The sequence below is a fragment of the Enterobacter sp. AC1 genome (genome assembly GCF_050434705.1).
Taxonomy (GTDB): domain Bacteria; phylum Pseudomonadota; class Gammaproteobacteria; order Enterobacterales; family Enterobacteriaceae; genus Enterobacter; species Enterobacter cloacae_L.
The window spans coordinates 88,202-112,927 of the sequence record NZ_JBNDIZ010000001.1 but is presented as its reverse complement, the minus strand read 5'-3'; the positions used below and the strand labels follow the sequence as shown (position 1 = coordinate 112,927).

Sequence of the window (24,726 nt, the reverse complement as noted above, 5' to 3'; positions counted from 1 at the left end):
GAGAGGTTTTTTGTTTCAGCGACTCTGAATCGCCAAATCACCCGGCAGCGTTTTCTGCATACGGTGCCAGATTTCACCGGAATCGTGACCGTAGCGGCGCACCGTTTCATAAACCTGATCGTGCAGGCCTTCGGTACAGAGCTTGCTCAGCCTGTGGTAGAAGCCCAGCGCCAGGCTACGCGCTTCCGGATTAGCAAAGTAGTGGCGGCCGATGCGGGTATAGAGCCCTTTCATGCCGTTGAGGATAAGACCGTACACCGGGTTGCCGGAGGCAAACGCCAGGCCGCGAAACACGTTGTAATCGAGGGTGGCAAACGCGTCAGCGTGATCTTCCACCTCGTTCGCCGTGGCCAGCACCGCAAGGGCATCTTCCGGATGCTGACGGAAAGCGGTACGGATAAAGATCGTCGCGATGTTGGTGCGAACGGAGAGCAGGTTATCAATCAGCTGCGGCACGCTTTCATGATCGAGACGCGCCAGCGTTTCAAGAATGTTCAGCCCCGAGGTTTCCCAGAAGTTGTTTACTTTCGTTGGCTTGCCGTGCTGGATCGTCAACCATCCATCACGCGCCAGCCGCTGGAGCACTTCGCGCAACGTGGTGCGAGTGACGCCAATCAGTTCAGAGAGTTCGCGTTCAGCTGGAAGAATGGACCCCGCGGGGAAACGATTATTCCAGATGCTTTCAATGATGTACTCTTCCGCGAAACCCGCCGGGCTCTGCGCCTTAATGACCATAGTGAGATTTCCATTACACAGCTTTAGCAAATTGGACTCATCATACCAGAGGCGTGCAGTGGCAGGTAGCGCGGCAAAGAGAGAAAAGAGGGATCGCCGTTTCATTTTTATGAAATTTACAATCGAGCCTTATCCGCCTCCAGGCCGCGATTTTTGCGTATACTGACGTTTTGTCTTACTTGACGGGGAAGGACGTCTGTCGTGGAAATTTCTCTTGGGCGCGCGCTGTGGCGCAACTTTTTAGGCCAGTCTCCTGACTGGTACAAACTGATACTTCTGGTATTCCTGGTCGTTAACCCTCTTATCTTTAGCGTGAGCCCGTTCATTGCCGGATGGCTGCTGGTCGCGGAGTTTATCTTTACACTGGCCATGGCGCTGAAATGTTATCCCCTGCTGCCGGGCGGGCTGCTGGCGTTTGAAGCCGTGGTCATCGGTATGACCAGCGCCGAGCACGTCAAAGCAGAGCTGGCGTCTAATCTTGAAGTGCTTCTGCTGCTGATGTTTATGGTGGCCGGCATCTACTTTATGAAGCAGCTGCTGCTGTTTATCTTCACCCGTCTGCTGCTCAGCATCCCGTCGAAAATGTTTCTCTCGCTGGCGTTTTGCCTGGCGGCTGCCTTCCTGTCGGCCTTCCTGGATGCGCTGACGGTTGTCGCGGTGGTGATAAGCGTAGCGGTTGGGTTCTACGGTATTTACCACCGTGTCGCCTCCTCTCGCCCGGGCGAAGATCTTCAGGATGATAGCCACGTCGAGGCGCATAACCGTGACGTACTGGAGCAGTTTCGCGCCTTCCTGCGCAGCCTGATGATGCATGCCGGCGTCGGTACCGCGCTGGGCGGCGTGATGACGATGGTGGGCGAGCCGCAAAACCTGATCATTGCCAAAGCGGCGGGCTGGCACTTCGGTGATTTCTTCCTGAGAATGGCGCCGGTGAGCGTACCGGTGCTTATCTGCGGTCTGGCGACCTGTCTGCTGGTGGAGAGGTTTCGTCTCTTTGGCTACGGCGCACAGCTCCCGGACCCGGTGCGTCAGGAGCTGCATAAATTCGATTTACAGAGCCGAAGCCAGCGGACGCGCCAGGAGACGCTGCGCCTGATTGCCCAGGGGATTATCGGCGTCTGGCTTATCGCGGCGCTGGCGCTCCATCTTGCCGAGGTAGGGCTGATTGGCCTGTCGGTCATTATTCTCGCCACCACCTTTACCGGCGTGACGGATGAGCACGCTATCGGCAAAGCCTTTACCGAAGCCCTGCCGTTTACCGCCCTGCTGGCGGTGTTCTTTGCGGTCGTGGCCGTGATTATCGACCAGCACCTGTTCGCGCCGATTATTGCCTTTGTCTTACAGGCCGCGCCGGACGCTCAGCTGACGCTGTTTTATCTGTTCAACGGTCTGCTCTCGTCAATCTCCGATAACGTCTTTGTCGGGACGGTCTATATAAACGAGGCTAAGGCCGCGATGGAACAAGGCGTCATCAGCGCCGGACAGTTTGAGCTACTGGCCGTGGCTATCAATACGGGCACCAACCTGCCGTCGGTGGCGACGCCCAACGGACAGGCCGCCTTCCTGTTCCTGCTGACTTCCGCCCTCGCGCCGCTCATACGCCTTTCCTACGGCAGGATGGTATGGATGGCGCTGCCGTATACGATAGTGCTCACGATCGTGGGATTGCTTTGCGTCAAAATTACCCTCATTCCCTGTACGCAATGGTTGATACAAGCGGGTATACTTGCGGCGCAGTAAACAATGCATCTTGGGCAGTTCGCTGCCCGTTTGCCTTTTCGCACGATAAACATCCAATTACGTTTTATTTCGCCAGGTACAGGTGGCGCAAAAAACGAATTCGTTTACACTGCGCTTTCTAAGCATGTTCCAGGGAAATGATTATGTTGAGATTTTTAAACCAGTGCTCCCGCGGTCGCGGAGCGTGGTTGCTAATGGCCCTGACCGCCTTTGCGCTGGAAATGGTCGCGCTGTGGTTCCAGCACGTAATGGGACTCAAGCCTTGCGTGCTGTGCATTTACGAACGCTGCGCGCTGTTCGGCATTATGGGTGCAGGCCTGGTCGGCGCCATTGCGCCAAAATCACCGCTTCGCTATGCCGGTATCGCCATCTGGATCTACAGCGCCTGGAAAGGGCTTGAACTCTCCTGGCAGCACACCATGATGCAGCTGCATCCGTCACCGTTTATGACCTGTGATTTTGCCGCCCGCTTCCCGAGCTGGCTGCCGCTGGATAAATGGCTGCCGCAGGTGTTTGTTGCATCCGGTGACTGCTCCGTTCGTCAGTGGGAGTTCCTGACCCTGGAGATGCCGCAGTGGCTGGTGGGTATTTTTGCCGCCTACCTCGTCGTGGCGCTGCTGGTGCTGATTGCTCAGCCGCTTAAGCCGAAGAAACGCGATCTGTTCGGAAGGTAAAAGCAAAACGGCAACCTCGGTTGCCGTTTTGAGTGTTTGCGCCCTCTCCCGTGGGAGAGGGTTGGGGTAAGGGCATCAGGCCGCACAAACACAATAAAAAACCCGCTTCGGCGGGTTTTTTATTCTCAACGGGTCGGGTGGTTCAGGATGTGGTCTTCCCAGTCACGCACCTCGGACTCTTTCACCGCAATGTGGCGCACGGAAATACGCTCGCCGTGCATCGCCGCTTTAGAGCCGGTCAGCAGCGGGTGCCAGTCAGGCAGGCCTTTTCCCTCCGCCAGCAGGCGATACGCGCAGGTATGCGGCAACCATTCGAAGGTGGGCAGGTTATCCCGGGTTAACTTGATGCAGTCCGGCTCAAATTCAAACCGACGCTCATAGTTGCGGCACTGGCAGGTTTTAATGTTTAACTGCTTGCAGGCAACGTTGGTGAAGTAGATCTCGTCCGTATCTTCATCCATCAGCTTGTGCAGGCAGCACTGGCCACAGCCGTCGCACAATGATTCCCATTCTGCGTCAGTCATGTCGTCGAGAGTTTTGCTTTGCCAGAAAGGGATGTCGTTCATCAGGATGTCCACACGTCAAAAGAAAGCGCACCTTATAACGAGTCTGGCACGTTGTTGCAAGTTTTGCCGCCCTCTTCAGGCGGCAAGATGGGGTTACAGCACGCGGGTTTTCAGCGACAGGCCGTTAAACCCGACCTCCAGTTCATCGCCGCTGAGCAGCGGGCCAACGCCTTCAGGCGTACCGGTCAGGATCACATCACCCGGTTTCAGGGTAAAGAAGCGGCTCATGTAGGCAATCAGCGGCACAATCTTATGGATCATATCTGCCGTGGAGCCCTGCTGGCGGATCTCGCCGTTAACCTTCAGGCTGAGCGGGGTGTCCTGCGGGTCGTTGGTGAATTCGCTCACCGGAACAAACGCCGAGATGGGGCAGGAGTTATCAAACCCTTTGGCCTTTTCCCACGGCTGCCCTGCTTTCTTCATTTTGGCCTGAACATCACGCAGGGTCAGATCCAGCGCCACGCCGTATCCGGCAATCGCTTTCTGAACATGCTCTTCCGAGGCCTGACGCAGCGTCGCGCCGATCAGCACCGCGAGTTCAACCTCGTGATGCACCGAACCCAGCCCCTGCGGCAGCGCCAGCGGCTGGCGGATATCGCAAAGCGCCGTTTCTGGCTTGATGAACAGGACCGGCTCTTCTGGCGTCGCACTGCCCATCTCCTGGATGTGTTTTGCATAGTTGCTGCCCACGCAAACCACTTTGCTGACGGGATAATCCAGTAATGCACCTTGCCAGTTATGATGTTGATACATGGTCGACCCCTAAACGGTTGATGTGTTATGCCCGAAAACAGTTGAGACTATTTTTTACCGTTCGCCTCAAGATGCTGTTTTAATAAATTCTCGGGTGGCGGTGGAAGCTGTAAATAATAGCCTTGGTCGGCCAATGCCGTTTTCACTTTATCCAGATCGGCATTAACCAGCTTCTTGCGACCATCGAGCGGCAGCAGCATCGCCAGCTGTGGTCGGCCAAAGCTCTTCATTAATTCTTCAGGCACGCGTGAAAAATCGTCTTTCTTTTCGACATAAAGATAGGTCTGGTCACGGCTTGTACTTCTGTAGATCACACAAAACATGTTTTTACGCTGAATTAATGGGTGGTTGCTTGCCTCAATATACTCCTGACTATAACATGCCTGATACTCTTCGGAATATCGCAGCGAGTGGTTGCGGTTAATAGCAAATTGAGTAAGGCCAGGATGTCAAACACGCCCATCGAGCTTAAAGGCAGTAGCTTCACCTTATCAGTGGTACATTTGCATGATGCAAAACCCGAGGTTATTCGTCAGGCGTTAGAAGACAAAATCGCCCAGGCTCCCGCCTTTCTGAAACACGCCCCTGTTGTTATCAACGTCAGCGGTCTTGAGGCTCCGGTTAACTGGACACTTCTCCAGCAGGCCGTCTCCTCGACCGGGCTACGTATTGTGGGCATCAGCGGTTGTAAAGATACTGAACTGAAAGCGGAAATTGACCGTGCGGGGCTGCCTCTTCTGAACGAAGGCAAAGAAAAAGCCCCACGAGCGGCACCCGTTGCCGTGCAAACGCCCCCTCCTGCGGTGCAAAACGTTACTACCGTCACAAAAACGCGAATGATTGATGTGCCGGTTCGTTCCGGTCAGCGCATTTATGCACCAAACTGTGATCTAATTGTTACAAGCCACGTCAGTGCTGGCGCTGAGCTGATTGCAGATGGCAATATTCACGTATACGGTATGATGCGTGGACGTGCGCTCGCGGGTGCAAGTGGCGATCGAGATGCGCAAATATTTTGTACTCACCTGACGGCGGAACTGGTGTCCATCGCAGGTGAATATTGGCTGAGCGATAAGATCCCAGCCGAATTTTATGGCAAAGCGGCTCGCCTGCTTCTGGCAGACGACGCGTTGACCGTTCAACCGTTGAATTGATCCCTTTTTAACAAGGAATTTCTATGGCACGCATTATTGTTGTTACTTCGGGTAAAGGAGGCGTTGGCAAGACCACCTCCAGCGCGGCCATCGCTACTGGTTTGGCCCAGAAGGGAAAGAAAACCATCGTTATCGACTTCGATATCGGTCTGCGTAACCTCGACCTCATCATGGGATGTGAGCGTCGCGTCGTGTATGACTTCGTGAACGTCATTCAGGGCGATGCCACGCTGAACCAGGCGATGATTAAAGACAAGCGCACCGACAACCTCTACATTCTTCCGGCTTCTCAGACGCGTGACAAAGACGCCCTGACCCGTGAAGGGGTGGAAAAGGTGCTCGACGAGCTGAAAAAGATGGAGTTCGACTTCATTGTTTGCGACTCCCCTGCCGGCATCGAAACCGGTGCCCTGATGGCGCTCTACTTCGCAGATGAAGCGATCATCACCACTAACCCTGAAGTTTCATCCGTGCGTGACTCAGACCGTATTCTGGGGATCCTCGCCTCTAAATCCCGCCGTGCGGAAAATGGCGAAGACCCGATTAAAGAGCACCTGCTGCTGACCCGCTACAATCCGGGCCGCGTGAACAAAGGTGACATGCTGAGCATGGAAGACGTGCTTGAGATCCTGCGCATTAAACTGGTGGGCGTCATCCCGGAAGATCAGTCCGTGTTACGCGCCTCTAACCAGGGCGAGCCAGTGATCCTTGATACAATGGCAGATGCAGGTAAAGCTTACGCCGATACCGTTGACCGTCTGCTGGGAGAAGAACGTCCTTTCCGCTTCATTGAAGAAGAGAAGAAAGGTTTCCTCAAACGCCTGTTCGGAGGATAAGTTATGGCATTACTGGACTTTTTTCTCTCGCGGAAAAAGAACACCGCCAACATCGCAAAAGAACGTCTGCAAATTATCGTAGCGGAGCGTCGTCGTAGCGACGCCGAGCCTCACTACCTGCCGCAGCTGCGCAAGGACATCCTGGAAGTGATCTGTAAGTACGTGCAGATTGACCCGGAGATGGTCACGGTACAGCTGGAACAAAAAGACGGGGATATTTCGATTCTGGAGCTGAACGTTACGCTCCCGGAAGCGGAAGAGTCGCGTCCGTAGGTTTGTGATTTTGTAGCCCCGGTAAGCGCAGCGCCACCGGGGGATACGCCGGGCCTATGCCCGGCATATTTTTTATCTCGGATAACCTTCCAGCAGCATATTCAGGCGATCGGCCATCAATTCGCCGCGCCATCCCGCCATCATCTCCGGCACGCCATTCTGCGGCTTCAGCTTCCAGTGCCAGTTCAGCAGCTGATTAATCTGTCGGCGTGATGCGAGCAGTTCAGCGCTCAGCTTGCTTTCCGTTGCGACTTCCTGCACCAGCGCTTTAATGTCCTTGAAGGCCTTGCGATAGCCCGGCATATCCATCAGATTCAGCAGCGGTTCCGGCAGCACGTCGTCGGGTAATTCCTGCGCCTTTGCGACCAGCGCCAGCAGGGTTTTTCCGTGGAAACGGATCTCACTGCCCGAAAGCCCAATGCTGTCCAGCTCGCCGAGGCTACCCGGCATATAGCGCGCGACCGCCCAGAGATGCTCTTCGCGAACGACAAAGTTCACGGCCAGATCGCGCTCGCGCGCTTTACGCAAGCGCCAGTCCGCTAACAGCTGCAGGCACGCCAGCTGGCGCGTACGCAGCTGCCAGGCGTTGCCGATATCGCGCCAGGCCTCTTTCGGGTCAACCACTTCCTGGCGGCGCTGCTGGGTCATGCGACACTCGTCCAGCGCCGCGGAGAGCCACCCAGAGGCTTCTGCCTCTTTCATCAGCTGTCCTGCAATTGGCAGCAGGTAAAACACGTCAGCTGCCGCATACTCCAGCTGACGCTCGGTAAGCGGACGCGCCAGCCAGTCGGTACGGGATTCGCTTTTATCCAGCGCCAGGCCCGTATACTCCTCCACCATGGCGGCAAAGCCCCATGAGAGCGGACGATTGCTGAATGCCGCGAGGATTTGCGTATCAATCAGCGGCTGGGGCATGATGCCGAAGGTGTTCAGAAAGACTTCCAGATCTTCACTGCCTGCGTGCAGGTATTTCGTCACGGCGGTATCGAGCAGCAGATCGCGCATCGGCGCCCAGTCGGTAATCCCGAGAGGGTCAATCAGCGACACGTGTTTACCGTCGAACATCTGAATCAAACCCAGCTGAGGATAGTACGTCCGGGTACGGACAAACTCGGTATCCAGGGCAATGGCAGGAAAGTCGCGCGTCACTTCGCACAGCGAAGCCAGCTCGTCGTTGGTCGTGATCATCTGGTAATTCAAAACGGGTTCTCTTTTGTTTGCGCCCATAAAAAACGCCGGCTTAACCGGCGTCTGGGCGATTAGCGTGAAGCTCAGGCCTTATTGTCTACTTTGCCACGGGCTTCGTCACGTAATTCTCGTCGTAATATCTTTCCGACGTTGGATTTCGGCAGCTCATCGCGGAATTCAACCAGTTTCGGCACCTTGTAGCCCGTCAGCTGACGACGGCAGAACGTTATCAGCTCCTCTTCCGTGAGTGAAGCGTCTTTCTTGACCACAAATATCTTGACCGCCTCGCCGCTGCTGCCGGAAGGGACGCCCACGGCCGCCACTTCGAGCACGCCGCTATGCTGCATAACCACGTCTTCAATCTCATTCGGATAAACGTTGAAGCCGGAGACGAGGATCATGTCTTTCTTACGATCGACGATGCGCAGGAAGCCCTCTTCGTCCATCACCGCGATATCACCGGTATGCAGCCAGCCGTCTTTGATGATTTCGTCGGTCGCATCGGGGCGCTGCCAGTAGCCCAGCATCACCTGAGGGCCTTTGACGCACAGCTCGCCAGGTTCGCCCGGGGCGACTTCGTTATCGTCATCGTCGACCAGTTTGGCCTCGGTGGAAGGGACCGGCAGACCAATGCTCCCACTGTGATAGTCGATATCATGCGGGTTAACGCTGACCAGCGGCGCGCATTCCGTCAGGCCATAGCCCTCCAGCAAATACTGGCCGGTGAGCTTCACCCAGCGCTCGGCCACCGCCTGCTGAACCGGCATGCCGCCGCCCGCAGAGAGATGCAGCGTGGAGAAATCCAGCTGCTGGAACTCTTTGTTATTAAGCAGCGCGTTAAACAGGGTGTTCACCCCGGTCATGGCGGTGAACGGATATTTCGCCAGCTCTTTCACCAGCCCCGGAATATCGCGCGGGTTCGTAATCAGGACGTTCTGACCGCCCAGCTCAATAAACAGCAGGCAATTCATGGTCAGCGCGAAAATGTGATACAGCGGCAGCGCGGTGATCACCAGCTCTTTACCCGGGTGCAGCAGCGGCCCGTAAGTGGCGTTAACCTGTTCCAGGTTCGCCAGCATGTTGCGGTGGGTCAGCATCGCGCCTTTCGCTACGCCGGTGGTGCCGCCGGTGTATTGCAGGAAGGCCAGGTCTTCGCAAACCACTTCCGGCTTGACGTACTGCATACGATAGCCCGCGTGCAGCGCACGGCGGAAAGAGATCGCATCCGGCAGGTGGTATTTTGGCACCAGACGTTTGACGTACTTGACGACAAAGTTAACCAGCGTGCCTTTGGCAGTGGAGAGTTGATCCCCCATGCGCGTCAGGATGACGTGCTTCACCTGGGTTTTGTCGACCACTTTTTCCAGCGTATGGGCGAAGTTGGACACAATCACTATCGCGGCCGCGCCGCTGTCGTTCAGCTGATGCTCCAGCTCGCGCGGGGTATATAGCGGGTTGACGTTGACGACAATCATCCCGGCACGCAGGATACCGAACAGCGCCACCGGGTATTGCAGCAGGTTTGGCATCATCAGCGCGACGCGGTCCCCTTTTTGCAGCCCCAGCCCTTCCTGAAGATAGGCCGCAAACGCGCGGCTACGCTCCTCAAGCTTACGGAACGTCATCACCTCGCCCATATTCACAAATGCGGGCTGGTCGGCGTAGCGCCTTACCGAGTGCTCAAATAATTCCACCAGGGATTGATAACGGTCAGGATTGATCTCCGCAGGCACATCTGCGGGATAACGGTTAAGCCAAACCTTTTTCAATGCATCACCTCTGAACTGAGTGTTCGTCGTCATCACAACCCCGATAATAAACAGTTTGTTAACATTATATTAACTCAGCGTACCAGTTTATTAATTGCCCAGATTTAAGGTTGCGAAGCGCGTCACTCTTTTTTTTCGTTGTAGCCGTAAAAAAACAGAGACAGCGGCTGAGCCGCTGTCTCTTTAGTAATAATAACAGTAAGTTACTCAGTAACGATCGTTTGTACCTGTGCAGGTCCCGGGTTATACCAGCCCCAGCCAGGGTAGCCATAACGATAAGGGTGTGGACCCCACATCCACGGATCGATTGGCTGAGGCGGCATGATCACCTGCTGCGCCAGACGCCAGCGTTTATAACCGTTGACCTGCATGGTCATAAACTTATACGGCGTGCTGCCGATTTTGCCCTGCACGGCGCCGGTAATCGGTCCGACGACGGTCACCAGCTGTCCGCGAAAATCAACCGGATCGAGGAAACCATTGACGTCCGCATAGATACGTCCCCGGGAGGCTTCACCCAGTACGGGCCGCGCGCCGCTGTCCAGCGGAACGGTCGCGATCTCCAGACGGGTTTTCCCCTGCTGGTTTTGCACGTCGATCACCTTACCGCCGAAGCGCGCTTCCTGACCAACGTATAGCTCAGGCGCATTCATCACCCGAACCAGATCCTGCTGGGGCGTCGGGCTACTGCCCTTGATCGCATCAGGAACGGAAACGCATCCGCTCAGTGCTATGGCTACCGCGCCTGCCATAATAAGGCGTACTACTTTAGTCTGAACCGCCATGATGCGACTCCTTTTTCTCAGTTCCTGTTACTGAGATTCACTCGCGGCCCGGAAGTTTCTTCCACGCGACGGTGTTTCGCAAATAAACCGGCTCCGCGTGTTCAACGGCAACGGTTTTTCCTGCTGCAAGCAGCTGACAGGCAATGGGAAGCATATCCTCAGCGGCCGGTAGAAGCATGTTGCCGTCCACCAGCGTCAACCCGGTGTCGTTCGCCATATCAGGCCACGCCGGCCAGCCCGTGCCGACGGTCGCCCACTCACCGGAGAGCTGTTTCAGCCTGTCAGTGACCGCTTCCGGCTTAAGAACGGCCTCCGTCTCTTCCCCGTGCCACACGCCCTGCTCGTCGCGGGTGTATTCGGCCCAGTAGACTTCACCCATGCGGGCGTCAATTGCGGCCAGAACACGGGTTGCTCCGGTCATGCGCCATGCGCCCTGCGCCATAGTGGCGAGAGTAGAGACGCCAATCATCGGCAGTTCGGCGCCCAGCGCCAGCCCCTGCGCAATGCCAATCCCGATGCGTACGCCCGTAAAGCTGCCGGGGCCGCGGCCAAAGGCCAGCGCGTCGAGGTCGGTTAAGGAGGTATTGCTCCGGGTTAAGATCTCTTTTACCAAGGGCAGAATGCGCTGGGTGTGTTCCCGCGGGCACTCTTCGAAATGAGCAGAAACAGCGTCGTTGTTCAACAGAGCAACAGAGCAAGCCTCTGTTGCGGTATCAATAGCCAGAATTCGCATGGGTCGTCGCGCTCTCGCAAGGGTCAGTCACAAAATGGCGCGCATCTTAGCACACTCCGGGGTAAATTACTCCGCCGTTGGGTTTGCCAGGAAACGCACCGCGCGTTTTATGTCCCGCGTCCGCGGTGCGGGCGGCAGGCTTGCAAGGAAGGTGGCGCCGTAAGGGCGCATGACCAGCCGGTTATCGCAAATGACCAGCACGCCGCGATCGGTGACGTCGCGGATCAGGCGCCCTACCCCCTGCTTGAGGGTAATCACCGCGTCCGGCAGCTGTACCTCGTCGAACGGATCGCCGCCACGCAGGCGGCAGTCTTCCATCCGCGCCTTCAGCAGCGGGTCGTCCGGGGAGGTAAACGGCAGCTTATCGATGATCACCAGCGAAAGGGTGTCCCCCCGCACGTCGACCCCTTCCCAGAAGCTGCTGGTGGCCACCAGCAGGGCATTACCGGCGCTGACGAACTGCTGCAGCAGCTGTCCTTTACTGGTTTCACCCTGCAGCAGCACCGGCAAGGTCATGGTGGCGCGGAACTGCTCCGCGAGGTCACGCATCATGGCGTGAGAGGTGCAGAGCATAAAACAGCGGCCGTTGTTGGCCTCGATCATCGGTTTTAGCATCGCCGCCAGGTGGCGCGCCGCGCCCGGCTGATTCGGCAGCGGAAGATTGCGCGGGACGCAGAGCAGCGCCTGCTTTTCATAGTCGAACGGGCTTGGCAACAGCAGCGACTCCGCCTGCTCAATGCCCAGACGCCCGGTAAAGTGGTGCAGATCGTCATTCACCGACAGGGTTGCCGACGTGAAGATCCAGCTTCCCGGCTTTTGCGCCATCACTTCTTTAAATTTATCCGCCACCGTCAGCGGCGTCAGCGCCAGCGTGAAATGGCGTGAGGTGCACTCGTACCAGTAGCTGAACCCCGGCTGGTTAATCTCTTTCAGCCGCTTGAGCCGCCCGCGGTAGAGGGTGGCACGCTCGAAGGCGGCATCCAGCAGCGCGGAACGGCCGAGCGACAGTTTCGCCACGTCGTAGCAGAGTTCCAGGGCATCATCGAGCAGCAGCAGCGCACGCTGGATATTTTTATCCGCCAGCAGTTCCCGCAGGTTACCGCGATAGCCCGGCTCGCCGAGCTGTAACCGGAAATCCTGCGCGCTTTGCGCCAGGCGGTCGGCACATTTCTGCAGCTGCTGGGTATCTTTCAGTTCGGTGCGGTAAGCAATGGTGAAATCTTTCGCCAGATCCTGCAGCTGGCGGCTGGAGAGCGATTGGCCGAAATACTGGCTGGCGATATCCGGCAGCTGGTGGGCTTCATCGAAGATCATGACGTCCGCCTCGGGGATCAACTCACCAAAGCCGCTGTCCTTGACCACCATATCCGCGAGGAACAGATGGTGGTTAACCACGACCACATCGGCATCCATCGCCGTTTTGCGCGCTTTCACCACAAAGCAGTCTTTATACAGCGGACAGTCGCTGCCGAGGCAGTTGTCGTTGGTGCTGGTCACCAGCGGCCAGGCAGGAGAGTCTTCCGGGACGCTCGCGCAGGTACTGATATCCCCCTCTTCCGTCTGGTTCGCCCAGGCGCGAAGAATAATGACGTCGCTCAGGGTTTGTACCGGCAGATCGCCGCCGGCCAGCGCCTGCTGCTCAAGACGTTCCAGGCAGAGATAGTTGGAGCGTCCCTTCAGCAGCGCCAGCCGACCTTTATATTTCAGCGCCTTTGCGACGGTGGGCAAATCCCGGCTGTAGAGCTGATCCTGCAGCGCTTTCGACCCCGTTGAGATAATGACCTTTTTTTTGGCCCGCAGCGCCGGAGCGAGATACGCGTAGGTTTTTCCCGTGCCGGTTCCGGCCTCCACCACCAGCGGCTGCGCCTTATCAATGGCATGCGCAACGGCGTGCGCCATCTGCCGCTGAGGTTCACGCGGTTTGAAGCCGGGAATAGCCTGTGCTAATTGACCTTCAGGGGAAAAATCGTCTGCCACGGGTGCTCTCTCACTGTATTTTTGCACAGGGATTATGTCAGCCCATCCTCTCCAGTGCCACCCCAAATAGTGACGACGGCGGAACAATATGGCAGTCTTGCCGCCTGATGACGAAAAATAACGAGGAAACGTTTATGACGATTGTGCGCATTGATGCCGAAGCCCGCTGGTCTGATGTGGTGATCCATAACCAGACGCTGTACTACACCGGCGTACCGACTAATCTGGACGCGGATGCCTTCGAACAAACGGCTAATACCCTGGCGCAAATTGATGCGGTACTTGCTAAGCAAGGTAGCGACAAATCCCGCATTCTGGATGCGACGATTTTCCTGGCAAACAAAGACGATTTCGCGGCAATGAACAAAGCCTGGGATGCATGGGTCGTGGCGGGTCACGCGCCTGTACGTTGCACCGTACAGGCCACGCTGATGAAACCAGAGTATAAGGTTGAGATCAAGATTATCGCGGCGGTTTAAGCCCGGTTACTCTTCTTCATCTTCATCTTCGAATCGCGCCACAATCCGCTCGCCGGTATGACTGGCGCGAATCTCCTGAGCGACAACGGTAATCGCCTCTCCGCTGCTCATACCCTGGGTCATCAGTTCCTGAATGCGTTCAACCGCTTTCTGCTGTTGGTCATGACTGAGAGAAGGTAAACCTGCAAACATCGTCAACTCCTGCTAAATTATTCGCGCTAATTATTTCACGCTGCCCGGTAGTATGCCACACATGAACATGCGCTTCCCCACTGTTATTACCTTGCCCTGGCGTACAGACGCTGCGGAATTCTGGTTTGCCCGCCTGAGCCACCTTCCTTTTGCGATGCTGCTGCATTCCGGCCACGCGGACCACCCTTATAGCCGCTTTGATATCCTGGTAGCCGATCCGCTAAAGACGATGACAACCGATGACATGTCGTTAACGGACGATCCGCTGATGCTGCTTCAGCAGGAAATTAATGCGCTTGGCCTGGCTGCCACGCCAACCCCGGACCTCCCCTTTCAGGGAGGCGCGCTGGGCCTGTTTGGCTATGATTTAGGCCGTCGTTTCGAAACACTTCCCGAGCGCGCGCAGGCGGATATTTCCCTGCCAGACATGGCCGTCGGGCTGTATGACTGGGCGTTAATTGTTGATCACCAGAAAAAAACGGTTTCACTGCTGAGCCATCATGACGTGCAGGCGCGTCTGGCCTGGCTTGAGGCGCAGCAGGCTGCTCCGGCACAGGCGTTCACGCTGACCTCCGAATGGCGCTCGAATATGAGCGCAGCGGAGTATGCAGAAAAATTCGCGCGCGTTCAGGCGTACCTGCACAGCGGCGACTGTTATCAGGTCAACCTTGCACAGCGTTTCCAGGCGACCTATCAGGGAGATGAATGGCAGGCGTTTACCCGTCTGAATGCCAGCAACAGGGCGCCATTCAGCGCATTCGTACGTCTGGAACAGGGAGCTATCCTGAGCCTGTCGCCCGAGCGTTTTATCCATCTGGCGGAGGGCACTATTCAGACCCGCCCGATCAAAGGCACCATGCCGCGCCTTTCGGATCCCGATGCCGATCGTCAGCAAGCGGAAAAACTGGCCGCCTCGCCGAAAGACCGCGCTGAAAACCTGATGATTGTCGATCTGATGCGCAACGATATCGGTCGCGTGGCCGTTCCGGGCAGCGTGCGCGTGCCGGAACTGTTTGTCGTCGAGCCTTTCCCGGCCGTGCATCATCTGGTCAGTACGATTACCGCACGGCTGCCGGCTTCACGCACGGCCTGCGATCTGCTGCGCGCCGCGTTTCCGGGCGGCTCTATCACCGGTGCACCAAAGGTGCGGGCGATGGAGATCATTGATGAGCTGGAGCCGCAGCGCCGCAACGCCTGGTGCGGCAGTATTGGCTACATCAGCCTGTGCGGCACGCTGGATACCAGCATTACCATACGCACGCTGACCGCCTGCGGCGGGAATGTATACTGTTCTGCCGGGGGCGGCATTGTCGCCGACAGCCAGGTCGATGCGGAATATCAGGAAACCTTTGATAAAGTTAACCGTATCCTGAAACAACTGGAGTAATCACGGGTGGAAAAAGAGAACCTGACGCTGGATGACTTTTTATCTCGCTTTCAGCTATTACGACCGCAGGTCAACCGCGAAGCGCTGAATCAACGCCAGGCGGCCGTGCTGATCCCGGTCGTGCGCCGCGCACAGCCGGGCCTGCTGCTCACCCAGCGTTCTCCCCATTTACGCAAGCACGCCGGTCAGGTCGCCTTTCCGGGTGGCGCAGTCGATAGCACCGACGCCTCGCTGATTGCCGCCGCGCTGCGGGAGGCGCAGGAAGAGGTCGCCATTCCGCCGGAAGCGGTTGAGGTCATCGGCGTGCTGCCGCCCGTCAACAGCGTCACCGGCTTTCAGGTTACGCCGGTGGTCGGTATTATCCCGCCGGACCTGCAGTATCACGCCAGCGTCGATGAAGTCTCAGCGGTGTTTGAAATGCCGCTGGAAGAGGCCCTTCGGCTGAGTCGTTATCACCCGTTGGATATCCAGCGCCGGGGGCATGACCATCGGGTGTGGTTATCCTGGTATCAGCATTATTTTGTCTGGGGCATGACGGCGGGGATTATTCGTGAGCTGGCGTTGCAAATCGGCCTGAAGCCTTGACTATACTTTACATTCCACCCTCTTCTGCCAGGTTTGCGATCCGCGTCGCGCTATTAGCAAAACCCATCGCCAACCATTAGTTTAATTCATGTGAATAGTTAAGCCGAGGCCGGTGTTCCCTCTTACACTATGCGCAGTTATAACATCGTTACTGGAACCCCGGTAACCCTGTCAGGAGTGTGAAAGTGATTAGTATATTCGACATGTTCAAAGTGGGAATTGGCCCTTCGTCTTCCCATACTGTTGGTCCGATGAAGGCCGGTAAACAGTTCGTCGATGATCTGGTCGAAAAAGGATTACTGGAAAGCGTTACCCGTGTCGCCGTGGATGTTTACGGCTCGCTGTCATTGACGGGTAAAGGCCACCACACCGATATCGCCATTATTATGGGTCTGGCGGGCAATATGCCGGATACCGTAGATATTGATGCCATTCCGGCATTCATCCGCGACGTGGAAACACGCGGCCGCCTGCTGCTGGCAAACGGTCAGCAGGAAGTCGATTTCCCGCAGGATGACGGCATGCGTTTTCGCAGCGACAACCTGCCGCTGCATGAGAACGGTATGACCATTCACGCTTTTAGCGGTGAAAAAGAGATTTACAGCAAGACGTACTACTCCATCGGCGGTGGCTTCATCGTGGATGAAGAGCATTTTGGCAAAGACAGCGTTGGCGACGTCAGCGTTCCGTATCCGTTCAAATCGGCTACCGAAATGCTGGGTTACTGCAAACAGACCGGTCTTTCACTGTCCGGCATGGTGATGCAGAACGAACTGGCGCTGCACAGCAAAAAAGAGATTGAAGACTATTTTGCGAACGTCTGGCAAACCATGCGCGCCTGTATCGATCGCGGGATGAACACCGAAGGTGTCCTGCCGGGTCCGCTGCGCGTGCCGCGTCGTGCCTCTGCCCTGCGCCGCATGCTGGTGACCACAGACAAATTCTCCAACGACCCGATGAACGTCGTCGACTGGGTGAACATGTTTGCCCTTGCGGTTAACGAAGAAAACGCCGCCGGCGGCCGCGTCGTGACCGCGCCAACCAACGGCGCGTGCGGTATTGTTCCCGCGGTGCTGGCCTATTACGACCACTTTATTGAGCCCGTGACGCCGGATATCTACATCCGTTATTTCCTGGCGGCGGGTGCCATCGGTGCGCTGTACAAAATGAACGCCTCCATCTCCGGTGCTGAAGTCGGCTGCCAGGGTGAAGTGGGCGTGGCCTGTTCCATGGCGGCGGCCGGTCTTGCAGAGCTGCTGGGCGCAAGCCCTGAGCAGGTCTGCGTGGCGGCAGAAATCGGTATGGAGCATAACCTCGGTCTGACCTGTGACCCGGTCGCAGGCCAGGTGCAGGTGCCGTGCATCGAGCGTAACGCGATTGCATCGGTGAAGGCCATCAACGCCTCACGTATGGCGATGCGCCGTACCAGCGAACCTCGCGTATCGCTGGATAAGGTGATTGAAACCATGTACGAAACGGGCAAAGACATGAACGCGAAATACCGTGAAACGTCCCGTGGTGGCCTGGCCATTAAGGTGCAGTGCGACTAATACTGCCTTTCGCCCATCTGCAACGGATGGGCGAATTTCCCACTTCTTCCTCGTCTCCTTCTGCTTTCCCCACTACACTTTCACTGTTGCGTCCGGCTTTTGTGGCTGGTGGCTTATCAGGCGACCGTTCATGCAAACTGCACAAACGATCATTAAAAACTATCGCCGAAAACGCGTTATCGTCTGTATGACGGTTGCGCTCCTGACCCTCATCCTGACGTTAGGCATTCGCTTTATTTCACAGCGCAACGTTAACCAGCAGCGGATCCTCGATTTTACCAGCCATTCCGTTCGCGCCCTTGATAACGTTCTGCTTTCTTTGGAAAACCGCCGCAGCGTGCTACAGCCGCTGGTCGGTCAGCCGTGCCCGCAGGCGCACCTGGCCCTGCGAAAGCAGGCCGCCATTTTGCAGACGGTGCGCTCCATCGCCCTGATTAAAGACGGTATCCTGTATTGCTCGAGTATTTTCGGAAGCCGCGATGTGCCCGTTCGCGACTTTCTGCAGGAATTACCCGCCAGCACCGCAAAACTGATTTTATCGACCGACCAGTGGCTGCTGAAGGGCAGCCCGATAGTGATCCAGTGGTATCCCGTTTCTCAGAACGGTGAAGATGGCATCATCGAAATCATCAATATCGATCTGATCACCAAAATGATTCTGGAGCCTCAGCGTCCGCTTATCAATGACGTGGCGCTAAGCGTGGGCGATCGCTTTTTGCGCTATGGTCAACGCGTCACCGATAGCCTGGCGTTTGATGTGGATGGCTCCATTTTCCAGCAGTCATCATCCCGAAACCCTTTCACCATTACGGTTAGCGGGCCGGGCCCCGGACAGCTTGCCTTAAAAAGTCTTCCAGCCCAGCTGCCGCTGGGGCTCATGCTCAGCCTGCTGCTGGGCTATCTCGCCTGGCTGGCCACGGCAAACCGGATGAGCTTCATGTGGGAGATCGACATGGGGATCGCATCGCGGGAATTTGAACTTTTCTGCCAGCCGCTGGTGAACGCCCGTACCCAAAAATGCACGGGCGTTGAGATCCTGCTGCGCTGGAATAACCCCCGTCAGGGGTGGATCTCCCCGGAGGTGTTTATTCCTCTGGCCGAAGAGCACAACCAGATTGTCCCCCTCACCCGTTATGTGATCGCCGAAACGGTGCGCCAGATAGGCTACTTCCCTGACAGCGCCGGTTTTCACATCGGCATCAACGTCGCCGCCAGCCATTTCCGTCGCGCGGTGCTGTTGCAGGACCTTAACCGTCTCTGGTTCAGCGCCCATCCGCGCCAGCAGCTGGTGATTGAATTAACGGAGCGGGATGCGCTGCTGGATGCGGACTATCGCATCGTGCGCGAACTGCATCGCAAAGGGGTGAAGCTCGCCATCGACGATTTTGGCACCGGAAACAGCTCCCTCTCCTGGCTTGAAAAGCTGCACCCGGACGTGCTGAAAATCGACCAGTCGTTTACCACGGCCATTGGCACTGATGCCGTGAATTCAACGGTGACGGATATCATTATTGCTCTGGGTCAGCGGCTGAATATCGAACTGGTGGCTGAAGGGGTCGAGACGGAGGAACAGGCGCGATATTTACGCCGCCATGGCGTACCTGTTCTGCAGGGATTTTTCTATGCGCGGCCGATGCCGCTACGGGACTTTCCAGACTGGCTGGCGGGACGTACTCCCCCGCCAGCGCGTCATAACGGGCACATCGTGCCCTTAATGCCGCTGCGTTAAGCAGACTTACTCATCTTCGTCGTGGGCAGATTGTTCTTTAACAATGCGGACCATATCAACGCGATAGTCGTTGGCTTCGACGATCGTAATGTGCAGCGGCGGCAGCTCAATCACATCACCTACGCGCGGGATTTGTCCGTTAACGGCGATAACCAGACCGGCAACGGTCGCGATGTCTTCTTCATCGTTAACGACATTTTCCAGGCCCAGCGTGTGCGAGAGCGCGTGCAGGTCGGTCGTTCCTTTAACCAGCCAGCCTTCGCCGTCGGCGACGATCTCCGGCGTTTCGTCGGCATCCGGGAATTCACCGGCAATCGCTTCAAGCACGTCCAGCGGCGTCACCAGCCCCTGCACCACACCAAACTCGTTGGTAACGATAACAAAGCTACCGCGCGCGCGGCGGAGTACGCCCAGCAGGTTAATCGGATCCAGCGTTTCCGGCACGACAATCGCAGGCGATGCGGCAGCAACGGCTTCGACGTTGACGCCCTCTTCCAGGGCGACCAGCATCTCTTTTGCCCGCACGACGCCGATGATCTCATCGAGTTCCCCACGACACACCGGGAACAGGCTGTGCGGTGAAGAGAGCAGCTGCTGACGAATTTCATCCACGCTCAGGTTCGCATCAACCCAGCTGATTTCCCCGCGCGGGGTCATGATCCCGCGCAGTGAACGAGAGGCCAGGGAGAGCACGCCGTTAATCATGTAGCGCTCCTGTTCCACAAACGCCCCTTCCGGGACCGGAACCGGGTTATGATTTTCGGAATCAGACTGCACGTTCACCTGACGACGACCGCCCATCAGGCGCAGAATGGCATCTGCGGTACGGGCGCGCAGCGGCTGATTAGACTGCTGCTTAATGAAGTTACGGCGCGCAATCTGGTTGAACAGCTCGATCAGGATCGAGAAGCCAATCGCGGCGTACAGGTAACCTTTCGGAATATGGAAGCCAAAGCCTTCGGCCACCAGGCTCAGACCGATCATCAGCAGGAAGCTCAGACACAGAACCACCACCGTGGGATGCTGGTTCACGAAACGCGTCAGCGGTTTCGAGGCCAGAAGCATGACCGCCATTGCAATAACGACCGCAGCCATCATCACCGGCAGATGGTTCACCATGCCGACCGCCGTGATCACCGCATCCAGCGAGAAGACCGCATCGAGGACCACAATCTGCAGCACCACCACCCAGAAGCTGGCATAGCCTTTGCCGTGCCCATCGTCATGCTGCCGGTTTTCCAGCCGCTCATGGAGCTCCGTCGTCGCTTTGAAGAGCAGGAATATTCCCCCGATCAGCATGATCAAATCACGGCCGGAGAAGGTGTAATCCATGACGGAGAACAGCGGTTTGGTTAGCGTGACCATCCAGGAGATGACGGACAGCAGGCCCAGTCGCATGACCAGCGCCAGCGAAAGACCAATCAGACGCGCTTTATCACGCTGTTTTGGCGGCAGTTTGTCCGCGAGGATGGCAATAAACACCAGGTTATCGATGCCGAGAACAATCTCCAGCACCACCAGCGTGAGCAAACCTACCCAGATTGACGGGTCCATTAAGAATTCCATGACAAGCTCCTGCTAAAGGAATGACGAAACGGTGCCCCACTCAACGTGGGCAAAACAGAGGCAGACAGAGTCGATACGTGGCGAGGATCGCCGGTGAAAAAGGCGCGAAATGGCCTTGAAGATGACTGACGTCGGTGACGGTCCATATAGTGGGCTGTAGCCCTATACTCCTGAACAATTAAACGGAGGCTAAACATATCAGAGACAATGCATTTTTAGCAAAGATTTACGTTCCTTTGCAAAGATCTGTAACACAGGGGCTGTAACCTTAAGATAAATCTGTCACGTGTGGCTAAATTACGGATCTTCATCACATAAATTATTTTTTCACTATCTAAAATAATTCGCGGAAGTCTTAGTTTTTTGAACTCTAACCCTTATCTGAATCGATTCGGTTCGCCAATACGATTCTCAGTACGACTGCCCGGCAGGCGTATTAATGATAATAAAAGGAGGTAGCAAGTGACCATTGCTATTGTCATAGGCACACATGGTTGGGCTGCTGAGCAGCTACTCAAAACGGCAGAGATGCTGTTGGGCGAGCAGGAAAACGTCGGCTGGATCGATTTCGTTCCCGGTGAAAACGCCGAGACGCTGATTGAGAAGTACAACGCTCAACTCGCGAAGCTGGATACCAGCAAGGGCGTGCTGTTTCTCGTTGATACATGGGGCGGCAGCCCGTTTAATGCTGCCAGCCGCATTGTCGTCGATAAAGAGCATTATGAAGTTGTCGCCGGGGTCAATATCCCCATGCTGGTGGAAACCTTTATGGCGCGCGACGACAATCCGTCTTTCGATGAGCTGGTGGCATTGGCCGTTGAAACCGGTCGCGAAGGGGTAAAAGCCCTGAAAGCGCAGCCGGTAGAAAAAGCAGCCCCTGCCCCTGCGGCGGCACCGAAAGCGGCAGCGCCGGCAAAACCGATGGGCCCGAATGATTACATGGTTATCGGCCTTGCCCGTATTGATGACCGCTTAATCCACGGCCAGGTTGCCACGCGCTGGACCAAAGAGACCAACGTTCGACGCATTATCGTGGTCAGCGACGAAGTTGCCGCCGACACCGTTCGTAAAACCCTTCTGACGCAGGTTGCACCTCCTGGCGTTACCGCGCACGTCGTGGATGTCGCCAAGATGATCCGCGTGTACAACAACCCGAAATATGCGGGTGAACGCGTCATGCTCCTGTTCACTAACCCGACAGACGTTGAGCGCATTGTTGAAGGCGGCGTGAAAATCACCTCCGTGAACATTGGTGGTATGGCATTCCGTCAGGGCAAAACGCAGGTCAACAACGCCATTTCAGTCGATGCGAAAGATATCGACGCATTCAACAAGCTGAATGCGCGCGGTATTGAGCTGGAAGCCCGTAAGGTTTCCACGGATCAAAAACTGAAAATGATGGATTTGATCGGCAAAGTTGGGAAATAAGCCCGCGCCGGTTCTCACATAAAGCTTATGTAATAGGAGAAGTGCAATGGAGATTACCACTCTTCAGATTGTGCTGGTGTTCGTCGTCGCATGTATTGCGGGTATGGAATCCGTACTTGATGAATTTCAGTTCCACCGCCCTCTGGTGGCCTGTACGCTGATCGGGGCCGTTCTGGGTGACATGAAAACCGGTATCATCATCGGTGGTACCCTGGAAATGATCGCCCTGGGCTGGATGAACATCGGTGCGGCGGTTGCGCCCGATGCCGCGCTGGCCTCTATCATTTCTACCGTTCTGGTTATTGCCGGTCACCAGAGTATTGGTGCAGGTATCGCCCTGGCGATCCCGCTGGCAGCCGCAGGCCAGGTTCTGACCATCATCGTTCGTACTATCACCGTGGCCTTCCAGCACGCGGCGGATAAGGCGGCTGATAACGGTAACCTCACGGCACTGTCGTGGATCCACGTTTCGTCCCTGTTCCTGCAGGCGATGCGTATTGCGATCCCAGCCGTCATCGTTGCGATTTCCGTCGGAACCAGTGAAGTCCAGAGCATGCTGAACGCCATTCCTGAAGTGGTCACCGGCGGTCTGAACATCGCGGGCGGTATGATCGTGGTCGTCGGTTATGCGATGGTCATCAACATGATGCGCGCAGGCTACCTGATGCCGTTCTTCTACCTCGGCTTCGTGACCGCTGCATTCACCAACTTCAACCTGGTTGCATTGGGTGTGATTGGTGCGGTGATGGCGATTCTCTACATCCAGCTCAGCCCGAAATATAACCGCGTCGCGGGTGCCCCAGCGCAGGCTGCTGGTAACAACGATCTCGATAACGAACTGGACTAACAGGTGAGCGAAATGGTTGATATGACAAAAACTACCACTGAGAAAAAACTCACTCCGGGTGATATTCGTGGCGTGTTCATCCGTTCTAACCTGTTTCAGGGTTCATGGAACTTCGAACGTATGCAGGCGCTGGGCTTCTGCTTCTCCATGGTACCGGCGATCAAACGCCTGTATCCGGAAAACAACGAGGCGCGCCGTCAGGCGATCAAGCGTCACCTGGAATTCTTTAACACCCATCCTTATGTAGCAGCTCCGGTTCTGGGCGTTACGCTGGCGATGGAAGAGCAGCGAGCGAACGGCGCAGAGATTGATGACGGTGCCATCAACGGTATCAAAGTCGGTCTGATGGGTCCGCTGGCCGGCGTTGGTGACCCTATCTTCTGGGGTACCGTGCGTCCGGTCTTTGCGGCACTGGGTGCCGGTATCGCGATGAGCGGCAGCCTGCTGGGTCCACTGCTGTTCTTCATCCTGTTCAACGCCGTGCGCCTGCTAACCCGTTACTACGGCGTGGCCTACGGCTACCGTAAAGGGGTGGACATTGTTAAGGACATGGGCGGCGGCTTCCTGCAGAAACTGACAGAGGGGGCATCAATCCTCGGCCTGTTTGTCATGGGGGCGCTGGTTAACAAGTGGACGCACGTCAACATCCCGCTGGTGGTATCGACCATCACCGGGCAGGATGGCCAGACCCGCGTCACCACCGTGCAGACTATCCTGGATCAGCTCATGCCTGGCCTGGTCCCGCTGCTGTTGACCTTCGCCTGTATGTGGCTGCTGCGTAAGAAAGTGAACCCGCTGTGGATTATCGTTGGCTTCTTCGTCATCGGTATCGCGGGCTACGCGGTCGGTCTGCTGGGCCTGTAAAGCAATAACGTTAGACGCCGGGGGCTTGCCCCCGGTTTTTTTATCTGTTTTCTGGAGGATGAATGACTGTCACGGACATCGTACTGGTTTTCTTTATTGCAGCCCTTCTGGCTTACGCGATCTATGACGAGTTCATCATGCCCCGCCGTCACGGCGAGACGCTGCTCTCCCTTCCCCTTCTGCGACGCGGGCGCGTGGATGCGTTTATCTTCGCCGGTCTCATCGTCATCCTTATTTACAATAACGTCACCAGCCATGGTGCAATATTAACCACATGGTTATTATGTGCGCTGGCATTAATGGCGATTTATCTGTTCTGGATCCGCACGCCGAAAATCATTTTTAAATCCCGTGGATTTTTCTTCGCCAACGTATGGATAGAATATAACCGTATTAAAGAGATGAATTTATCCGAAGACGGTGTGCTGGTTATGCAATTAGAACAGCGGCGCCTGCTTATCCGGGTGAAGAATATTGACGACCTGGAAAAAATATACAACCTACTCCTTAAAACTCAATAAGTTAGATATATAGCAATGGCTATATCCTGTGTTTATTTTGCGCACGAAATATAGCCAAAGCTATATCCAGGACGTTAATTTTATCTCTATTTTTTAACGCTATTTTTACGCTTAAAGACAAATGAAAATCGTTATCAATAAGCGTTTTAAATAATGCTTTTTCATTGTTGTTTTATATTCTCAAAATATGTTAAGGTTGCGCCCGTCGTTGGGGAGTAGCCGATTTCCTGTTCACAGGAAATGTACGTGTCAACATACTCGTTGAAAAACGTGGCGCGTACGGATCGTTTTCAGCACATTTTATGTGCAAAGCGATCAGGCGAGACCATAGATACATCAACTGCTGTTTACTGGGGGCAGTGATGTGTCATATGGATATCCCCGGTCTGGACGCT

26 protein-coding genes and 1 riboswitch are annotated in these 24,726 nt (G+C 56.0%); of the genes, 14 read left to right on the top strand and 12 right to left on the bottom strand.

All coding sequences use genetic code 11. From position 1 onward, the window contains the following. Positions 1 to 15: 15 nt before the first annotated feature. The gene (gene fadR / locus M2433_RS00555) at positions 16 to 735 is read right to left on the bottom strand and encodes a fatty acid metabolism transcriptional regulator FadR (protein ID WP_059312775.1); all 720 of its coding nucleotides are present in this window, start codon (positions 733 to 735) and stop codon (positions 16 to 18) included. A gap of 201 nt (positions 736 to 936) precedes the next feature. On the opposite strand from fadR, the gene nhaB reads away from it, so the two are divergent. Next, positions 937 to 2,475 (top strand): Na(+)/H(+) antiporter NhaB, encoded by a 1,539-nt coding sequence (nhaB, locus tag M2433_RS00550; protein WP_429052173.1) that lies wholly within the window; start codon positions 937 to 939, stop codon positions 2,473 to 2,475. A 143-nt stretch (positions 2,476 to 2,618) separates the two neighbouring features. Then, positions 2,619 to 3,149 (top strand): disulfide bond formation protein DsbB, encoded by a 531-nt coding sequence (gene dsbB, locus M2433_RS00545; RefSeq protein ID WP_429052171.1) that lies wholly within the window; start codon positions 2,619 to 2,621, stop codon positions 3,147 to 3,149. Between the two features lie 125 nt (positions 3,150 to 3,274). Here the strand turns inward: dsbB and M2433_RS00540 are convergent, their stop codons facing one another. From M2433_RS00540 to M2433_RS00530, 3 genes are all read right to left on the bottom strand, one after another. Then, a complete protein-coding gene (locus M2433_RS00540; RefSeq protein ID WP_429052169.1) occupies positions 3,275 to 3,715 on the bottom strand; it encodes a YcgN family cysteine cluster protein in 441 nt (146 codons plus the stop codon). Positions 3,716 to 3,808: 93 nt separating this feature from the next. Further along, on the bottom strand, positions 3,809 to 4,468 hold the full coding sequence (locus tag M2433_RS00535; protein ID WP_429052167.1) for a fumarylacetoacetate hydrolase family protein: 660 nt from the start codon (positions 4,466 to 4,468) through the stop codon (positions 3,809 to 3,811). A 47-nt stretch (positions 4,469 to 4,515) separates the two neighbouring features. Continuing rightward, complete coding sequence (locus M2433_RS00530) at positions 4,516 to 4,791, bottom strand: YcgL domain-containing protein (protein ID WP_429052166.1); 276 nt, start codon at positions 4,789 to 4,791, stop codon at positions 4,516 to 4,518. Between the two features lie 123 nt (positions 4,792 to 4,914). Here M2433_RS00530 and minC point away from each other — a divergent pair, with 123 nt between their 5' ends. Genes minC through minE form a run of 3 tightly spaced genes read left to right on the top strand, consistent with a single transcriptional unit; the run spans position 4,915 to position 6,731 of the window. Beyond that, positions 4,915 to 5,622: a septum site-determining protein MinC gene (gene minC, locus M2433_RS00525; RefSeq protein WP_059312772.1), complete on the top strand. Its 708-nt coding sequence runs from the start codon at positions 4,915 to 4,917 to the stop codon at positions 5,620 to 5,622. 23 nt (positions 5,623 to 5,645) lie between these two features. Then, complete coding sequence (minD, locus tag M2433_RS00520; protein WP_047345831.1) at positions 5,646 to 6,458, top strand: septum site-determining protein MinD; 813 nt, start codon at positions 5,646 to 5,648, stop codon at positions 6,456 to 6,458. 3 nt (positions 6,459 to 6,461) lie between these two features. Beyond that, entirely contained in the window at positions 6,462 to 6,731 is a 270-nt protein-coding gene (minE, locus tag M2433_RS00515) for a cell division topological specificity factor MinE (RefSeq protein ID WP_008500504.1), read from the top strand. Positions 6,732 to 6,803: 72 nt separating this feature from the next. Here the strand turns inward: minE and rnd are convergent, their stop codons facing one another. From rnd to M2433_RS00490, 5 genes are all read right to left on the bottom strand, one after another. After that, positions 6,804 to 7,931 (bottom strand): ribonuclease D, encoded by a 1,128-nt coding sequence (rnd, locus tag M2433_RS00510; RefSeq protein ID WP_429052165.1) that lies wholly within the window; start codon positions 7,929 to 7,931, stop codon positions 6,804 to 6,806. 71 nt (positions 7,932 to 8,002) lie between these two features. Then, a complete protein-coding gene (gene fadD, locus M2433_RS00505; RefSeq protein WP_429052164.1) occupies positions 8,003 to 9,688 on the bottom strand; it encodes a long-chain-fatty-acid--CoA ligase FadD in 1,686 nt (561 codons plus the stop codon). 203 nt (positions 9,689 to 9,891) lie between these two features. Then, entirely contained in the window at positions 9,892 to 10,473 is a 582-nt protein-coding gene (locus tag M2433_RS00500) for a Slp family lipoprotein (protein WP_023344403.1), read from the bottom strand. A gap of 37 nt (positions 10,474 to 10,510) precedes the next feature. Further along, a complete protein-coding gene (gene tsaB / locus M2433_RS00495) occupies positions 10,511 to 11,206 on the bottom strand; it encodes a tRNA (adenosine(37)-N6)-threonylcarbamoyltransferase complex dimerization subunit type 1 TsaB (protein WP_429052162.1) in 696 nt (231 codons plus the stop codon). Positions 11,207 to 11,272: 66 nt separating this feature from the next. Then, the gene (locus M2433_RS00490; RefSeq protein WP_429052159.1) at positions 11,273 to 13,183 is read right to left on the bottom strand and encodes an ATP-dependent DNA helicase; all 1,911 of its coding nucleotides are present in this window, start codon (positions 13,181 to 13,183) and stop codon (positions 11,273 to 11,275) included. A 134-nt stretch (positions 13,184 to 13,317) separates the two neighbouring features. Here M2433_RS00490 and M2433_RS00485 point away from each other — a divergent pair, with 134 nt between their 5' ends. After that, a complete protein-coding gene (locus tag M2433_RS00485) occupies positions 13,318 to 13,662 on the top strand; it encodes a RidA family protein (RefSeq protein ID WP_429052158.1) in 345 nt (114 codons plus the stop codon). A gap of 6 nt (positions 13,663 to 13,668) precedes the next feature. Here the strand turns inward: M2433_RS00485 and M2433_RS00480 are convergent, their stop codons facing one another. Continuing rightward, positions 13,669 to 13,854, bottom strand: coding sequence for a YoaH family protein (locus M2433_RS00480; protein ID WP_047345836.1), 186 nt, complete (start codon positions 13,852 to 13,854; stop codon positions 13,669 to 13,671). 61 nt (positions 13,855 to 13,915) lie between these two features. Between M2433_RS00480 and pabB the strand changes: the two genes are divergently transcribed. From pabB to M2433_RS00460, 4 genes are all read left to right on the top strand, one after another. Then, the gene (pabB, locus tag M2433_RS00475) at positions 13,916 to 15,241 is read left to right on the top strand and encodes an aminodeoxychorismate synthase component 1 (protein WP_429052156.1); all 1,326 of its coding nucleotides are present in this window, start codon (positions 13,916 to 13,918) and stop codon (positions 15,239 to 15,241) included. 6 nt (positions 15,242 to 15,247) lie between these two features. After that, complete coding sequence (locus M2433_RS00470) at positions 15,248 to 15,826, top strand: CoA pyrophosphatase (protein WP_047345838.1); 579 nt, start codon at positions 15,248 to 15,250, stop codon at positions 15,824 to 15,826. Positions 15,827 to 16,011: 185 nt separating this feature from the next. After that, positions 16,012 to 17,376, top strand: a complete 1,365-nt coding sequence (gene sdaA / locus M2433_RS00465) for an L-serine ammonia-lyase (protein WP_025756887.1) — start codon at positions 16,012 to 16,014, stop codon at positions 17,374 to 17,376. Positions 17,377 to 17,506: 130 nt separating this feature from the next. Beyond that, positions 17,507 to 19,105: an EAL domain-containing protein gene (locus tag M2433_RS00460; protein ID WP_429052154.1), complete on the top strand. Its 1,599-nt coding sequence runs from the start codon at positions 17,507 to 17,509 to the stop codon at positions 19,103 to 19,105. Positions 19,106 to 19,111: 6 nt separating this feature from the next. Here the strand turns inward: M2433_RS00460 and yoaE are convergent, their stop codons facing one another. Both yoaE and M2433_RS00450 read right to left on the bottom strand, forming a co-directional pair. Next, positions 19,112 to 20,671, bottom strand: coding sequence for a CNNM family cation transport protein YoaE (yoaE, locus tag M2433_RS00455; protein WP_047345840.1), 1,560 nt, complete (start codon positions 20,669 to 20,671; stop codon positions 19,112 to 19,114). After that, on the bottom strand, positions 20,659 to 20,817 hold the full coding sequence (locus M2433_RS00450; protein ID WP_406915712.1) for a protein YoaL: 159 nt from the start codon (positions 20,815 to 20,817) through the stop codon (positions 20,659 to 20,661). Before M2433_RS00450 ends, yoaE begins: the two co-directional genes overlap by 13 nt. A 316-nt stretch (positions 20,818 to 21,133) precedes the next feature. Here M2433_RS00450 and manX point away from each other — a divergent pair, with 316 nt between their 5' ends. From manX to M2433_RS00430, 4 genes are all read left to right on the top strand, one after another. Next, entirely contained in the window at positions 21,134 to 22,099 is a 966-nt protein-coding gene (manX, locus tag M2433_RS00445) for a PTS mannose transporter subunit IIAB (protein ID WP_429052152.1), read from the top strand. A 46-nt stretch (positions 22,100 to 22,145) separates the two neighbouring features. Further along, entirely contained in the window at positions 22,146 to 22,946 is an 801-nt protein-coding gene (manY, locus tag M2433_RS00440) for a PTS mannose transporter subunit IIC (protein WP_024909729.1), read from the top strand. Between the two features lie 12 nt (positions 22,947 to 22,958). After that, positions 22,959 to 23,810: a PTS mannose transporter subunit IID gene (locus M2433_RS00435; RefSeq protein WP_006810994.1), complete on the top strand. Its 852-nt coding sequence runs from the start codon at positions 22,959 to 22,961 to the stop codon at positions 23,808 to 23,810. A gap of 62 nt (positions 23,811 to 23,872) precedes the next feature. Then, positions 23,873 to 24,331, top strand: a complete 459-nt coding sequence (locus tag M2433_RS00430) for a DUF986 family protein (protein WP_429052147.1) — start codon at positions 23,873 to 23,875, stop codon at positions 24,329 to 24,331. A gap of 198 nt (positions 24,332 to 24,529) precedes the next feature. Next, positions 24,530 to 24,719, top strand: a riboswitch (yybP-ykoY riboswitch). The last annotated feature ends 7 nt before the right edge of the window (positions 24,720 to 24,726 follow it).